Source organism: Exobacillus caeni (genome assembly GCF_005747095.1).
In the GTDB taxonomy this organism is placed as follows: domain Bacteria; phylum Bacillota; class Bacilli; order Bacillales; family Guptibacillaceae; genus Exobacillus; species Exobacillus caeni.
Map to the genome: position 1 here is coordinate 24,639 of NZ_SWLG01000022.1, position 16,473 is coordinate 41,111.

Annotated in this window: 15 protein-coding genes; 3 read left to right on the top strand and 12 right to left on the bottom strand. The window is 34.3% G+C overall.

The genetic code is table 11. The features are described 5' to 3' along the window. Positions 1-44: 44 nt before the first annotated feature. Positions 45-689: a LytTR family DNA-binding domain-containing protein gene (locus FCL54_RS20615; RefSeq protein ID WP_138129012.1), complete on the bottom strand. Its 645-nt coding sequence runs from the start codon at positions 687-689 to the stop codon at positions 45-47. Positions 690-881: 192 nt separating this feature from the next. Between FCL54_RS20615 and FCL54_RS20620 the strand changes: the two genes are divergently transcribed. The 3 genes from FCL54_RS20620 (at position 882) to FCL54_RS20630 (ending at position 3,649) form a co-directional block, all read left to right on the top strand. Further along, positions 882-1,277 (top strand): MarR family winged helix-turn-helix transcriptional regulator, encoded by a 396-nt coding sequence (locus FCL54_RS20620; protein ID WP_138129014.1) that lies wholly within the window; start codon positions 882-884, stop codon positions 1,275-1,277. A 1-nt stretch (position 1,278) separates the two neighbouring features. Further along, positions 1,279-2,475, top strand: coding sequence for an MFS transporter (locus FCL54_RS20625; protein WP_138129016.1), 1,197 nt, complete (start codon positions 1,279-1,281; stop codon positions 2,473-2,475). Positions 2,476-2,647: 172 nt separating this feature from the next. After that, positions 2,648-3,649, top strand: a complete 1,002-nt coding sequence (locus FCL54_RS20630) for a DUF3231 family protein (protein ID WP_138129018.1) — start codon at positions 2,648-2,650, stop codon at positions 3,647-3,649. A 48-nt stretch (positions 3,650-3,697) separates the two neighbouring features. On the opposite strand, the gene FCL54_RS20635 is transcribed toward FCL54_RS20630, so the two are convergent. From FCL54_RS20635 to FCL54_RS20675, 11 genes are all read right to left on the bottom strand, one after another. Continuing rightward, complete coding sequence (locus FCL54_RS20635; protein ID WP_138129020.1) at positions 3,698-4,891, bottom strand: aminotransferase-like domain-containing protein; 1,194 nt, start codon at positions 4,889-4,891, stop codon at positions 3,698-3,700. A gap of 262 nt (positions 4,892-5,153) precedes the next feature. Then, positions 5,154-6,479: a hypothetical protein gene (locus FCL54_RS20640; protein WP_138129022.1), complete on the bottom strand. Its 1,326-nt coding sequence runs from the start codon at positions 6,477-6,479 to the stop codon at positions 5,154-5,156. Then, positions 6,472-7,812, bottom strand: a complete 1,341-nt coding sequence (locus tag FCL54_RS20645) for a hypothetical protein (protein WP_138129024.1) — start codon at positions 7,810-7,812, stop codon at positions 6,472-6,474. The genes FCL54_RS20640 and FCL54_RS20645 overlap by 8 nt, the downstream gene beginning before the upstream one ends. Before the next feature lie 22 nt (positions 7,813-7,834). Continuing rightward, the gene (locus FCL54_RS20650) at positions 7,835-8,218 is read right to left on the bottom strand and encodes a hypothetical protein (protein WP_171016949.1); all 384 of its coding nucleotides are present in this window, start codon (positions 8,216-8,218) and stop codon (positions 7,835-7,837) included. 61 nt (positions 8,219-8,279) lie between these two features. Then, positions 8,280-8,882: a hypothetical protein gene (locus FCL54_RS20655; RefSeq protein WP_138129028.1), complete on the bottom strand. Its 603-nt coding sequence runs from the start codon at positions 8,880-8,882 to the stop codon at positions 8,280-8,282. Between the two features lie 105 nt (positions 8,883-8,987). Further along, the gene (locus tag FCL54_RS24490; RefSeq protein WP_246055383.1) at positions 8,988-9,998 is read right to left on the bottom strand and encodes a DUF4357 domain-containing protein; all 1,011 of its coding nucleotides are present in this window, start codon (positions 9,996-9,998) and stop codon (positions 8,988-8,990) included. 176 nt (positions 9,999-10,174) lie between these two features. After that, positions 10,175-10,696: a DUF262 domain-containing protein gene (locus FCL54_RS24690; RefSeq protein WP_281281403.1), complete on the bottom strand. Its 522-nt coding sequence runs from the start codon at positions 10,694-10,696 to the stop codon at positions 10,175-10,177. A gap of 10 nt (positions 10,697-10,706) precedes the next feature. Next, the gene (locus tag FCL54_RS24695; RefSeq protein ID WP_281281404.1) at positions 10,707-11,039 is read right to left on the bottom strand and encodes a DUF262 domain-containing protein; all 333 of its coding nucleotides are present in this window, start codon (positions 11,037-11,039) and stop codon (positions 10,707-10,709) included. Positions 11,040-11,146: 107 nt separating this feature from the next. Then, complete coding sequence (locus tag FCL54_RS20665; protein WP_138129030.1) at positions 11,147-15,121, bottom strand: Eco57I restriction-modification methylase domain-containing protein; 3,975 nt, start codon at positions 15,119-15,121, stop codon at positions 11,147-11,149. Continuing rightward, the gene (locus FCL54_RS20670) at positions 15,114-15,899 is read right to left on the bottom strand and encodes a hypothetical protein (protein WP_138129032.1); all 786 of its coding nucleotides are present in this window, start codon (positions 15,897-15,899) and stop codon (positions 15,114-15,116) included. Before FCL54_RS20670 ends, FCL54_RS20665 begins: the two co-directional genes overlap by 8 nt. 75 nt (positions 15,900-15,974) lie before the next feature. Beyond that, positions 15,975-16,241, bottom strand: a complete 267-nt coding sequence (locus FCL54_RS20675) for a TIGR04540 family protein (RefSeq protein ID WP_138129034.1) — start codon at positions 16,239-16,241, stop codon at positions 15,975-15,977. Between the last annotated feature and the right edge of the window lie 232 nt (positions 16,242-16,473).

Genomic DNA, 16,473 nt, shown 5'->3' on the forward strand with positions numbered 1-16,473 from the left:
ACGATGAAAAGGCTAAATGAACGTGTGAAACAGCAATGAATCCTTTAAAAACCAAGTAGTTTCCTGAAGTAACTCGCATGTGTCTGGCTCACCGGGACAAGGGTATCATCTATCATTTTCAAAATAAAAGTGGAACGTGTGTCAGGATAAATTTCTTTAATATAATTTACATTAACAATATAAGACCGATGGCATCTGATAAAGGAATCTCTCGGCAACAGGAAGTCAAATTCATTCAACGTGTTTGTATGTGTACCAACATTCTCTTTCGTAATAACAAATGTTTTTCGTTCCTTTGCTTCAATGTATATGACGTCTGTGAAAGGAACGGGCACCCAGCCATCGCTTTTTTTAATCGTGATAACAGACATCGCATTTGTTAGCGTCGGAAAAACAGCTGTTACACATCCTCTTATTTCTCCTTCTTTCGAATATGGAACTGCCATCCCATAGTACGGAACGCCAAAGACATCACGATCAATGTACTCAGAGACCTTTTGGCCGGCCAGTAATGCTTTGTATGTAATCGTCCCTTCCAGAATAGGATCTCCAGGCTTTATCTTCAAATCGATTCGTTTACTCGGCTGGTAATACAGATATTCCTTTGTGTCAGATAAAACGATCGATGTTTCATCGGAAAACAATTCGCCTATCACATCTATTAACGTACTCGCATTAAAAAGCTCCATTATTTACACAACTTTCTTAAATAGAAATTTAATTTCTTTCGTCTTCATCATACCAAAACGAAGATAAATACTGGAAAAAAACGCTTTATACTGGTATATTAAAATAGTTACCCTCGTTAACCATTACCATAGCTAACTATTTAGGAGGTGTTATCCATAAAGAATTCACAGAAGTTTTTTTATCAACTATTAATGTTGTATCGGCCGTTTGAAAATCGGTTGAATATACAGCTCAGCAAACATAACCTTCATAGAGCCCAGTGGACGATCGTGTATTACCTCGCTAATTTCGGTTCTGCAACACTCATCGAGCTTGCTAACTACCAGGGGGTCGAGAAACCTACGATTACAAGGACGATTAACAGCTTAGAAGAATTAGGATACGTCGATCATGTCCCCGGTAAGGATAAACGTGAAAAGCGAATGGAACTTACGGAGAGCGGCAGTGAACTATACAAAACAGTGCGCCGGACGATCGATCAATATGAAAAGGAAATTTTAGAAGGAATTTCTGAAGAAGAGCAACAAGAGACCATTCGTATAATGGGTGAAATTCGAAACAATATTCTTAAACGGGGAGATAGATAGCGTGAATCAGTCATCGAAACCGAAACTATGGTCAAAAGATTTTATCATCGTTTCGGCCGTGAATTTTTTCTTGTATTTAATTTTTTATTTATTGTTGGTGACAATTGCTGTTTATGCAGTAGAATTGTTTGACGTCACAGAAAGCCAGGCAGGTCTTGCGACAGGAATCTTTATTATCGGAACATTGATCGGCAGGCTATTTATCGGGCGTATGATAAACGTGACCGGAAACAGGAAAATGCTTTTTATTGGCCTTATCTTTTTCACTTTGACTTCAGGGTTATATTTTATCAATGCCGGAATCACTATCCTGCTGTTAACCCGCTTTATACATGGTATAGCACTCGGCATCGCCAGTACTGCAACCGGTACGATCGTTGCCCAGATTATTCCTAAAACACGTAAAGGCGAAGGAATCGGATATTACAGCATGAGCATAACATTGGCGACTGCAGTAGGGCCGTTTATCGGCTTATATATGAGCCAGCATGCAACTTATCAATCGATTTTTAGCTTTTGTCTCGGACTGGGGGTTATCAGCTTGATAATAGCGGCCTTCATGAATATCCCGGAGGTGAAAACATCTACTTCCGACGACAGAAAAGGGCTAACACTATCAAGCTTTATTGAACCAAAAGCAGTGCCTATCGCATTAGTGACATTAATTCTGGCACTTGGCTACTCAAGTGTGCTTTCGTTCATCAATTTCTTTGCAATCGAGATCGATCTCGTGGAAATCGCGAGCTTCTTCTTTATCGTATATGCGGTAGCTATATTGGTTTCCCGCCCGCTCACTGGGCGCCTGATGGATGTTAGAGGAGCTAATGCGGTCATGTATCCAGCCTTTGTATTTTTTGGAGGAGGATTATTGCTTTTGAGCTCCGCCAGTAACGCCGTAATATTATTATTGTCGGGCATTTTGATAGGCTTTGGATTCGGTAATATGCAATCGATCACACAGGCCATCGCCGTTAAGTTAACACCACCACACCGAATGGGATTAGCAACTTCCACGTACTATATCTTTTTAGATGCAGGACTTGGATTCGGGCCTTATTTTCTCGGGCTACTCATACCCTTTACCGGCTATCGCAGTTTATATCTCATGATGGGTATCATGGTGCTGGCAACAACGGTTCTCTATTATTTCATGCATGGTATAAAAGAAAAATCTTCCAGAGTAGCTTCGGTACATTAATTGAATCATTTGGAAAAAAGCAGAGGCATTTAATTTCTTCTGCTTTTTTTTTGCTTTTTATATTTTTGTTTTTTAAAAAAACCACAATATTTTTCTCCAATGCTAGTTTTACACAGCAAGAGTAATAATTTCGGCTTTAAAAGTAACACTATATAAGAAAGGAGTGGATAACATGATTAACAATAATGATCCAGCTATAGAATTAACTGCAAACGAAATCTCTAATATTTGGGCAGGTTATTTAAAAAGCAGCATGGAACTAAGGTTTTTTGAACATTTTCTTTCCACCACCAAAGATAAAGACATCAAAAAAGTGGTAGAGAAAATGTTTAATTTTTCACAAAAAAAAATAAACGAACTCAAGAAGATTTTCAATAAAGATCATCTTGCAGTTCCTCTAGGATTTACTGAAAAAGACATAAGAGATGATGCAGAAAAAGTATTTTCCGATCAATTAATACTATTCTTTTGCAATGATCTCACAATGCTATCGATGATTACATATCCAAGTGCGTTATCTGATTGCACTAGAAAAGATATTCGAGACTATTTTCAAATGAGCATTGAACACAACATAAAGATACAGAATGAAATAACAGAACTGATGCTATCAAAGGGCATCTATTTAAAGCCTCCACAGGTGTCGATTAACAGCGAATTAGATTTTGTTGAAAACGTTAGTTATCTTAACGGATTTTTCGGAGGATCAAGGCCAGTCAATACTGCTGAAATTGCTAACTTATCCAGAATTATTCAGAGAGCCCAGTTTTCAAAAATGATTTTTGTGGGCTTTAGTCAACTTGCGACAGAAAAAGAAGTAAAAAAGTATTTCAGAAAAGGTAGAGATGAACTCGAAAAAGTCTCAGATGCCCTTCGAGAAATACTGGATGACGAGAATATACCCGTTTCTTCATCAAGCGATTATAAACTATATGATGTAAAAATGTCGCCTTTTTCAGATAAGTTAATGATGTTTTATGTTAATACTTGCCTTGGAATGTTCTGTTTTATTATGATTAGCCAGGCTATGACCTCCTGTTTAAGAACAGATATCATTTTTGAATTAAACAAAATTTCAAAGGATATGCAAAAGTATTACAGCCAGGGCCTTCTTTTACTTATAAAAGAAAAGTGGATAGAACAACCTCCTCAACCAGTGAATAGAAAAATCTAGAATTTAAAGGCAGAGCTTCCTCTGCCTTTTTTGTGCCCTTTTTTACTTTTATGAAAGCTTTTCTTTTATAACTTTACTTAGTTTTTCTATCCCTTCCTCCATTTCCTTTTGATCAGCATAACTAAAGGATAGGCGAAGAAACTCCGTACCTTCTTCTTGTTCCTTAAAGAAGTATTTACCGGGCACAAAGGACACACCCTCCTCGAGGGACTCTGTTAACAAATCCGACGTATCGATTCCGGGTACTCTAGCCCAGACGAAGTAACCCCCTTCAGGCACATACCAGGTCACCGATTCTGGCATGTATTGTTCCAATGCGGAGAGCAACACATCGCATTTCTTTTTGTATGCTTCTCTTAAAGTTGGGAGGCGTTGCTTCAAATCATTTCTTTCTAAAAAGGAAGCCATGGTCGCCTGAGAAAACGGATGGCCGATATCCTTTTTGAACCAATCGAGAGCAGTAATAAATTCAGGTGCCGCGGTGACCCATCCGATTCTCATTCCCGGGGCTACCACCTTGGATAACGAACCAACATAAAGAACACGGCTTTCATGGTCCATTGCTTTTAGTGGTATCGACTGCTCACGAAAATATAACTCCCCGTACGCATCATCCTCTAAAATAAGAAAGTTGTATTCAGAAGCAAGTTCCAATACATGCTTTCGCCGCTCCAATGCCATCGTCGTACCGGTTGGATTTTGAAAAGTAGGGATCGTGTATAAAATCCGTGGAAGGATCAGCCCTTTCCTTCTTCTCTCTTCAAGCACTTCTTCTAACCGCTTCGTATCGAGTCCATGCTCATCTACTGGAATAGTAATAAAATGTTTCGTATAGTTTTGAAAGATCTCCAGGGCCTCCATGTAAGTCGGCGATTCAACAGCAACGATCGTTTGATCATCTATGATAATACGCGCAATTAAATCGATCGCCTGGCATGCTCCTGAAGTAATTAATACTTCCTCCTCAGAAACATGAATGCCACGTTCCGATAATCTTCCTTTGATCTGTTGCTTTAATTTAGGTACTTTAGGGCTTCCAAGATAATGCAGTGGCAGGTCGCGTTCTTCTTCAATCAGGCTGGCAACTGCTTTTTTTATCTGATCAGCTGGTACAAGAGCCGGATCCGGGTAGCCGGAACTCAATCGTATACAATTCTCAGGGAGAGCTGGCATCCATTCCCCGGGCGGATCATTCTTAAGCGCTGCTTTAATATTTGCGGAAAAAAAAGAGTCGATGTCCATTCTGTTGTGCCCCTTTCTGTTGATCTTGTTTCGATTATTTGGGATTCTACTCTAAATGACTTCTAAAGTTTTTCCTTCATTCCTTTAAGAAAAAGTAAAAAACCGTACCTATTTGTGGTACGGTTCACCGTAACGTTGGATAGGGTAAACTAACAAAATAACCGGAGAGGTATTTTCTATAACCTCTCCAGTTATATTAGGATAATTACCAAACTCATAGAATTAATATTCCCTATCTGAATCATAAACACATATATTATACTTATAAGTGATTTTCTACATAATCAATAATACCCTCATAGAAAAAGTTGATATCATCTTTCCCAAAAAATGATTTGAATCGTGTTTCGGAAACATTAGCTGTGAACTTACTAATATCCCCCTCGTCTTTTAGCAAATCCTTTATCTTATTAGGGTCATCATTATGATATAAAACTACATCGATATTTGTAGTTGGTCTTATTGCCTTTTTCAGCATGTATCGGAACTCAAAATCTGCTTGTGGTAAAGAATATCCAATAAAAACCACTTTTTCTGCTTCTGCCAGTTCAACAAAAGCATTTTTCCAAATGTTTTTAAATGTAACATTATCTAAATTCTTTAGCAAAGTTGGTGTAATTAATTCACTGGTTAGTTTTGTGTTATTTCGATCACCTGATAAACTATAATTTTTAGTGCAAAAAGGGCATTCTGGAGCGCTTGTGTCATAGAATTCCTCAAATGCTATGTATTTTTCTTGTGAGTAAAATAACCTTTGACAATTCTTACATAATAGCCAATTCATTGCCCCATGAAGTTTTAATAACTTCACATTGTAATAACCCTGCCTTTTTAAAATAGTTGATGGTATACTCTCTATATCACTATCATCAAAAAAGTGGTGGTAATTATGGTCATATACACAGTAATCTAATTTTGCTTTTTCATAATCGCTATTACTTGAAACCACATGAGAAAAATATTTATCAACTATAAAATCCCAATTAAGTGTTATTATTGACACCGGATCCCCTGTTTGTTCAGCTTCAATTCTCTTTTGTATAATTTTTTCTATAAAATTTAGATATGTTTGACTATCAAAGGATTGGTTTACACTGGACTTAACAAAAAGCCTAATAATGCAGAACACAAAATCGTTCCTTAGTTGAATAATCTTTGAGGTATCATATCCTTGTATATGCTCGTTAGAAGCAATAGCCTTATCCAGTATGGTAAAAATGTCTTCTAATGTGATATGGCTTTTACTTTCAGCAATATATTCATAGATAGATTCTAAAAAACCGTTATCCTTTTTTAACTCATCCAATAACTTATATTTTTCTGCCATCGGAAGAGTCTCTATCTCTGCTAAAGCTGATTCGTCTGAAATAAAGTCAAAATAGTTTTTATTAGAAAAAAGCCTGATAATAAACTCTGCAATATTTATACGGGCTCTCCTGTATCTTTCTCCAGTTTTAAGTAATGTTGGATTAAAAGTTGCAAAATCCGACTCCTCTTTTTTAAATATACTTTTTAAAATTTCTGCTTGAGAAGGTAGATTTTCTATCATTGAAGCTCCAGCACCAAGAACAAAAACTGTTTTACTCATGAGTATATAACACTTCTTTCCACAACTCATAAGTCCCTACTAAGTCATAACCTAAGATAGGTGAATACTCTTCTGCAGACTTAATAGATTCATCTATCAAATCTAATAAATCATTTGTACTAATTGAATTCCATTCTTTTAATTTATTATATAGGAAGTGATTAATACATAATGCCTTTGCTTCTGTTGTTGGATATTGTCTTGAAATAGTTGCACCTGTTTTTCTTTTAATTTCAATCGGTTTGGAATCACCGTAGTATGCAAAGTTATCCAAATTATCTTTAATAACTTCCGTACATTGTTCACAATTACATATATCTGAATAATATCTTTGATAATCATCTGGTAGTATTCCCAAATATCTTAGCAACGTTGCTACACGGCCATATTCTACTCTCTGATGGATTGGATACAAATAATATTTATTAACGGGGATCCCCCCGCCAACAGGGACAATCGCTCTTTTTTCTCCATACTCAATACCGTGACACACACCTTGTAATTTTGCCTTGGATTTCTCATGACACAGTAGCACAGAAAAGTAATCTCCGTATAAGTTATATACATTAATTCCATTATCAGAAAGACCTTCTATTAATTTGCAAAAATTATTAAGTAGTAATCTTGATGATTCAAATGCTGAAAAATCATCTACCCATAAAAGCAAGTTCCTAATACCGTATGATGAATACTTACTTATGATATCTTCAATATAATAGGCGTCTTCCAATATATCCTTTTCTATAACAAGTTGTGCCGCTAAGCTATCCAACTCATACTCTTGAAGAGAATAATTTATCATTTGAACATTGATCTCTATCCACTTCTTATAATTTTTAGTATTCATCATAAAATAAGGAACGATTAACCATTTTGGTTCAAATGTTACTTTAGTATATTGTAAATACTTATAATAGTCCCTTTCCTTAGAGGTCTCAATAACGTGGTTTTTTTGAAAATCTAGAACTTTTGAAGTGAAGTCTTTCAGAATTGATTCACTTTCAAAATCAGAAGGTACCAATACTCTTTCCTGATCAATAATTTTCTCCTTCACAAAATCAGAGTAGTTATCTACCATCTTTTTTATTGAACTTTTTATCTTTCCATTTTTTCCTTTTATGTACTGTATATCATGTTGAAGAGAGTGGGTTAGTGGATCGATAATATAGCTAAACTTACGAGTTGCTACGAATTTAGAAATAGCTTTAGAAGCATGAGATATCATATTTCCATTAATAACCAAAAGGTCAAATTCATTTTTAAATTCATCAATAAACTTCTGTTCAGCTGATGTACCGTATCTAATTATTTTCAAAGCAGAATTTTGTTCCATATTTCTCTCCTCTCCACTACCTTTATGACTCTAATAGCATGTTAAGCAGGCTTTCCCTTTGTACATCCCAATAAAAATCTGATTTTATAGGTTTGACTGCTTCAAATAATTCAGGATTTCCTTTTTCATCTAAGTTAAAATATAGCAATCCGGTGTTTTCCTGTTTGCATACATCTTCTATTTTCTCTCTGGTTATTCTATTCTTAGGTTTTAATATACAAATGGACATATAATCCACAGCAATACTGTGTTTCTTTACTTGATCTATTGCTTTCTTCCAGTTCCTTAACTTAAATTCTATTGCTGATACTTCCTCATTGTTGTTAATTGTTATCATATCAATTGAGGACGAAAATAAAGGAACCTCTTTAAAAATTTTAAGATTCCTTTCCGTTAATATCTTCATACTAAGTTCAACCTGTTGAAATTCCGTTAATTTGGATAAGGTATTTAACGCGGTGTTCACTTTATTTCACCTTACCTTTAATTTTTGACTTTGATGCATATTCTGGATACTTATTATATACATAGCTTAGTAAGCTATTTAAGTCTGTTGTGTTAATCTGCTTTTTAAATTGCTCAAGAAAAGGTATGAGATTTTCTTGATTAGGTAACTGAGGTATTATCTCGTTTTCAACATATTCAATCCCCATGGGAGTTAAACTATATACAGAAACAGTCATACCGTTATCTTCTAGTAAGTCATTATTATCCTCTTGTATATTGTCTTCCATATCCTCTAGAGACTTTAAGTCATTATCATAATCCCACTCATTTACTTTCCCAAATTTTCTTGTTTCTTCTTTAAGTAGCTCAATGTTAGTAAATAAATCTAATTGTTCATGTACGTCAGATGAAAAAGGGCCATAATGATACGCCTCAAATGATGGCAGATCTTCTTCAAAGGAAAATTCATTTAATTTTAGCTTTTTAAATATTTCTTTATTAAAAATAAACATCATTTTTGTAATCCTAGTTCTGCCTTCAATAGGCTCGGCCTTTTCACTACTTTTGCCCTTTAAATAAAACAAAAGCAACAAATAGTCTGCACCTGTTATCTTACCGCTCATTTTATCACTCCTTAAAGTGAATTATGAAAGTTCTTCTTATACCAATTATATAATATATTGTTCAATTTAAGAAATTTTCATGAATGATTGTTTTGTTTATTAATTTTATCCATTATCCCTTAACAGCTCACCACTCGCTGTCTTCCATTCCGCCAATCCATTGGCACTACGTCCCATAACTAAAGCTGCAGCAGTTGATGCACTAGAAAAAATATAATCATCTACAAGACATAACTCACCACCATCTTTAGTTATAAACATACCTTGGTCAATTAACTTTTCCCTTAAATCTACATACCCTTGTTGATACGAATCGCTGACCGAACCAGCAAATAATGAGCCTTTAAAAACCTTAAAACCGTTAGATACAGGGGTACCAAGTGCATTTGCTCCCCTAGCTGCATTAATAAAATACTTTTCATATATACTCTTTTTGGAGTTATTGTTTTTATCCCCATTGTTAGGTGAACTTCTGTTATTGGTTAAATGAAGATCCCATGCATTTCGCATCAGGTTAATCAAAGTCTCTTGTCTTTTTTCAAGAACCCCAGGCGTCCATTCTCTTTCTTGAACAACTTGAGTAGTTAAGGCAAAAGTAGTAACTCCACTCTTTGGTTGGAAATAAGATGTTTTCTTTTTATTAAAATCATAGTTTCTGGCCTGGGAGTTTTTAGATCTAATTAAAAGTACTAAATTACCTAGTTTATGCACATAATCATCTGGATTTGAGAAGTTTACCAACCACTCACTATCCTTTTTAGGTGTTTGTGGAAGTACGTGCTCAACAGTAATAACTGAATGGTCATAGAAAGGTTGTCCGTTTGTAAGTAATGAATCTAGTCGTAGCAGTACGTATCTTCTTACAGTATCTTTTAACTCTGTATATACATCTCCATTTAATTTTTCTAAAACAGCTCTTTTATCGTCATCTGATACCTTTAATAAAGATTCCTCAGAAAACATATCAACTCTTTTTTTCATTTGCCTTAGGATTTGTGAGTACTTGGACATTCGCCAATTGAAATTTTTCCTTAGCACCATGCTACTACCTGCAAACTGTTCAAGTAGATTTAAAAACTCATCCAGTTTTTCGTTATATTCATGAATATAATACATTGCTACAGGAATCCAGTCATTATTATCAATGCGAGTAAGCAAGCTTAGTAATTTTATTATCTTTGGGTGATGGCTGTAAAAAGATCGATAATCAACTAGTTTTAGATAAATTTCACTATAAGGAATTAATATATCATCAATGAAGTTTTTCCCGGTTACTTTAGAGAAGATATCATCTATTCATCTTTATTATTTGCACTACCTTTTCTTTTTTGAATTATCATTCTGATATGATCAAACAACTTATTGAATCTATCACGCCCCAATGAAACTTCAACATCCTCCCATTTCATTGTGTAGGCGTCTTGTTCACTATCAGGGATTGCTCCAATAACGCGTGCTTTGAAGATATCACTTGGGAGTAAATCCAAGCCTCTGTCATTTAATACCGTAAATATACGAAAAGCAGAATCAAAATTAGGCGTAGAGACTACAACAATAAAACATAAAGTTGCCAATACTAATGGTAGTGTTTTTACTGTGTCTTCATCTAACTTATTAAGGCGTTCCATATAATATATTGCATTGTCTCGAATAGCTTTTTGGCTATCTGTCTTAAATGGCGTGTCTTTTGTTACCTTGTGTGTCATTCCTTTTTGTTGAATGTATTTTTCAAAATACTCATCATCTCTTTTACGTAGATGTAGTCGATAGGTATCCTTTGTACCTAAGATCTTACTGCCCTTCTGTACGACCATTTGTTCAATATCATCGGCGAAGGTCATCGCTAAGAATGTCGCGTAGTACAGAGAATAAAATAGTAAGTGTAGTCAATCTCTGTTGGCCATCTAATACCTCAGACTTAGGACCGTCTTTTTTTACTAAAACAATACTTCCCAGAAAATAAGGTTGGTCAACATTGCTTATATTATTCTCTCTAATGCCATAGTGATTAATGAATTCAATTATGTCGTCCAAAAGTTCCCCTGCCTCGTCTGTTGTCCAGGAATACGGGCGTTGCACAGATGGAACAGTAAACAAATAATCATCAGAGAAGACTTTATGTAAAGGAGTTTCTTGAGCTGTTAATTTTGTTTTCACTAAACATTCCTCCAATTCCCCTTTGATTAACCCTTCCATTTCAACAAAAGAGAGGGAATACCCTCTCAGTCCTTGTATACAATATAAATTCATTTAAGAGGTTAAATTTATTTCATTGGCTTGATTTTTCTATTTATATAGTCTACTTCATCTTTTGTTAAATTGTATTTATTAAAAAGCTGATCATCTATTTCTTCATTTGATACAGACCAATTAATAGAACTATTACTCTTGAAGTCTTGCAAGGGAATAAATCTGTAAGTATTTCTAGTACCATGTTGGCTATTCTTTGCTAAACTCTGTAGAAAACGAAAAAATTTAGACTGCATATATTTAGATAAAGCATCCGCACCATGGTTATCTAATTTTAAGTCAGCACCGACGACTAAGTATGTTTCCGTACAAATACTGTTAGGACTTGCAACTATTGTGTTTAAGTTGTCATCATTCAACTCAGTACCAATATTATTTGAATACGGAGTTAAAACCTTCCAATTACTAATCCAATGGGTATTTTTTTTAATTTCTTCATTACTTATATATCCAACTATGCCTTTATTCGCATAACATTTAATTGGATTTTCCGATAGATTTTTATCATGTTTAAATTTACTATTTTTAGTAAAATTAGTGGAAAAACCAAACGGATTACGGGCAGATACATATGCCATCAGACTATTTTTATCATCAACATTAATTTTATTCAGAATAGTAATAGCCTTTGAATCTCTGATAAAGATATCGGAATCCTTAAACTTAAGAGGTCTTAATGTATCACTGATGATTTCATTATTTTCATAAGTGACAACACGGGTTTGGCTAACGCTACTATTATATTTAGAATCCCATAAGAAATAGCTTACACCTCCTCTAATATTGGTATTCGGAAAGATATCTTCAGGTGTTAGCCAATCATGTAGTTCTCTAAGATGAGGGTCATTCAACATTTCATCGCGAAAGTCGTCTAAACCTTTCCCACCTACATACCATCTACTCGGTGTAATTAATGATATATATTGAGGATTCATAGCTTTAGCAGCACGTACAAAGTTGTGATAGATTGGTCTTGCGCTTACTTGTGCACCACCGTCTATTTCTTGATAAGGAGGATTTCCTATAATGACATCAAATTTCAATTTATTCTCTCCTTTATAGTTAAACATCGATTGGATAATATTAAGAATTTGATCTCTTTTATTACTAACATCATCCATTATTGACTTATAGTAAATGACATTTGTATGCCATTTATTATAGCCTCTTAGAGTTCTTTCAGTGATTGATTTTGCCATGGGGGTTTTTGCAATAACAAAAATATTATCCTTTAATACCTTTTGCCAGATTTCATTTTTGATTTCGTGACTATCTTTACTACCAAGATTTGTTGAACGCCAGTAGTGAATTTTCTCCTTATAAATGTTATAACAAGCTAGCAAAGGATATAATCCCGACTTTGAATTTATTTCAAGGATTATTGAACCTGTATTTGCTAAAGAATTTTTAGTAATATCACCTTTTGAAACTAACTTTGTATCCTCACCATCATGTAATGGATACTCGAAATTTTCATCAAAGAATGTTTCTCCACCTAGTGTATCCATTAAATGTCTATTCACAACCCTCCAAGGTGTTAATACTGTCTCTTTATCTGGGTTTTTAAAGGTTGAAAAAATATCAGCAATTTTCATTACCCGATCCCTGATGGTAGGAGCTGCATCAGCTGCTTTTGCTTTCCTCCTAATTCTTAATCCTGCTTCTACAAACACTTCTGCGTCATAATATTTGGTAAATTTATTGAAAATCTCCTTAGTAATTCCTTGCGGCATAAACTCACCCCAAGATTCATCATCTACTAAGTGTACAAAGTTATAAATAGTAATTTCCTTTTCGTGATCAATATTTGCTCCATAAATCATCATTGGTATACGAATACTAATACCTCTTAGGATACTAATCATCGTTTTACGTTGTTTGCGTAACTCTTGTGTCTTTTCAAATAAAGCCTGTTCTTCTGGGGTTCTTTGCTTTTTGGGTTTCTTTTCAGTTTCTTCAGCTTTCTCCCATTCTTCTTCATCAAAACCTTGATTATTAACAGTAACATCTAGAGGTTTCTTAGCTTGTTTTGAAGTTCCTATAATTGCTTTTAAATCATTAAAATCTTGAATATCTACTTCATTTAATTTTAGAAGTTCATCATTATATAAGTTAACATCATCGAAACCTGTTGTTACTACTTTATCAACAGCAGCTTTCTTCAACTGACGCAACATATGTTCAACATCAATTTTATCCATTTTGCTGTTACCCATGCTTATCACGGAACAATAATTCAAGAAAATATTCATAGCCTCTTTTTGTTTATGTGAGTTTAAACTACCAGCTTTAGTATTTAAACTCGCAGCCTGTGCGACCATTTTTAGTGTTCTATCAGGTGCAAAATCAAAAACAAAACATTCCGTTTTTACTTTACCTCCTATATTTGCGGGTGTTTGCACACGAAATGCTGTTTGTAAGTAGGTAGCTGGAGAAGTTGTGTTTGAAAGCATTAAAACACCAGTCCATGCAGGAACGCTTACACCTGTAGTTAACTTTCCACAGGTGATAGTGATCGTGTATGAATTTTCTGGATCATCGCCGATTGCCTCCTTAACTCTTTCTAGGGCATCTATATTTTCGGATTCACTATCACCTGCCCCAGCAACATTAACAATTTCAAAACTACCAAATATATCATGGCTCTTCATGAGCTTACTTAGCGCTCTTGCTTCTGGAACCCCAGGCACCAACCACAGAGTGTTCTTTAGATTCTCACGATAATACTCTGTGGAAAAAGGAAAGTTTGTTTGATTGCTTTCATCTTTATGGGATATTATATCTAAAAATTTCAGAACGTCTTCTTCATGTACAAACTTATCTCTTATTGAAACATTAGGATCATCGTTGCTATAGGTTCTAAAAAACTCCCTAAAATTAAATGCTTTGTCTTCTATATCAACATATCTTTTCCCACTAAATTCCTTGTCTAATTTATAGGTAAAAATAGATAGTTTTGGCAAGTTTACGTAAGGATTTGAATCACCAAAATTACTTTCATCCCATTCATATTTGGCTTTTTGTTCCATAACGTAATCCCATGTATAAATATCTTCTTCTTCCTCATAATCCTCAAATAAATTAAAAGGTGTTCCTGATAATGCGAGTGTAAAAGATTTTTTTATATGTTCATGAACATTTCTAGCCAGCTCTGTCTTATTTCCTTCATGAGCTTCGTCAATAATAACGCAATCCCATGTAGTATCAAAAATAAGATTGTTCTTATCAAATTCTCCACCCACATAAGAAGAACCACGTAAATCCTGCATAGAAGCAAAATATATAAATGGTTTATTTGATTCAACTAATTTTTCAAATGTTTCTCCTTTTGCTTTTGACCCAAAATCATAATCTGACCTGAAAATCTTATAAAAATCCTCAAACCACCCATCTGATACTACTGGCCGGTGAGTTATTATTAATGTTTTATTAAACTCTGCACGTTTTACTAGTTCTAATGCACTTACGGTTTTACCAAAACGCATTTTTGCGTTCCAAAGTTTTCTATTCTTCCCATTCTTTATTGATTGTAGAGTCTCTTTTATAGCTTGTTCTTGTTCAGGACGGAATTTAATAGGGGTAAAACCTTCAGATACCTTTACATTCCCAAGTGATATCTTTCCTTCTTTAACTGCTGTAATAGCAGAAGTAGCAGTATCTAAATCAATATTAAACCATTCTCTTCCCCTACTACCTTCTGTCGGGTTTATTCCTGATCGTTTTAAAACATTGTGAACCTCATGGTCTCCGAAAGCTGTGCCTTTATTGGTAATTCCTAAATCAAAGTGCAATAATTCATACTTAACATCTGCTGTTTTTGTATATTGATCTATTCTATATTTGGCGCTCTCTCTCATGCCTTTTTTATCGTACGGATTACCTTCAAAGGTTGTTTCACCAATTTTTAATCTACCTTTATGAGCTTCATCTGGGATTGTAAAAATATAGATAAGCTTGTGCTTAAAAGCTTGGAAATTTTTATCATTCATTCTCTTCACCCTCCACAACAGCTGCATTAATTAAATTCATATAAGAAATTTGTTCAAACAATCTAATTGGCTTAGCTGCTCGAACGTAAGTATCAATATCAAATAAGTCACTATCTACATCAGAATCAAATAAGCTTAGTTGTAAGGGTTCAGTCGTTTTTAACATCTTTTCATAATAGAAAAGGTCTTCCTGTTCCTTAACAATATCCCGATAATAATACTCAACTCTTTTTATAGCCCTTGTATTGTATTCTATTTGCCATTCGGAGATTCTACTTAATTCATCTGAGTAAAGTATATTTCCACATTCATCAAGTAACAGTTCGTTATTATTAGATAAAGGTATTTGACTTGTCAGAGCATTCATATTGATAATATTGAAGTCTAAAATATGGTCTATTACTTTATAGAATTGCGTAGTAACATTTTCTTGATATTGATAAATAAAATATTCCATAACTATTTCACGTAAACATTCCTTAGTAGTTTCTACATTATCTTTTAGCAGCTCTAAACCATAAATATTAGCTATAGAAACTATTGTATAAAACTCTCGATCTCTTGTTTCACTGTAGTTTTCAAATACCATTTTTAACTTTCTTTTTAATACTTCTATTAAAAATGCCCCTTCACCACAGCTATTTTCCAGATACCTACTACTTATTTTCATTCCATCAGCGGGAATCAAATCTAACATGTTATTAGCTACCCAAGTTGGTGTTAACACTTCTCCATGCTTTAATACGCGATTTTTAGACTTTATCTGATTATTCTTCATAATTACACCTTGTTTCTCATGATTTAATGCCTACTCTTGTAATTTTGAAATTGTTGATATTTCACGATGATTTCGTTAAACGGATAAAAAAGACTTTTCGTTCTCCTCATTTAAACGAAGAATAAAGCTCACTACATCCAACCTCTTTTTTCCACACTGCTGGCGAATTATAGTTGTAAATCGTCCATCTTTCACTAATTTTGCTTTATTTATGGTATACAGCTTTTGAATCAAACTTATCATTTCTGATTCTTCTATCTCGTCTTGCCAGTATTTATCTATTACTTCATTAATAGATGCTGCCAAATCTCTTTGCCTTTTGTGGAATAGTTTAACTTCCATTATGAAGTCACTCCTATTTTTCTTACTTTTTTTATACTTTAATCTTATTTTATATATAGCTCTTTAGTAATACAACAGTATAAGAAAAAATATACAAAAATTCCCTGAGCTCCATCCTTTAATACTCGAAAGGGGTACCCACCCGTTTCATGCCCCACCCCTTTTTATAAACCGTTATTTATCCCTTTGGATAGATATCGGTTTTTTTGTTTTACAGAGACGACTTGCGTGG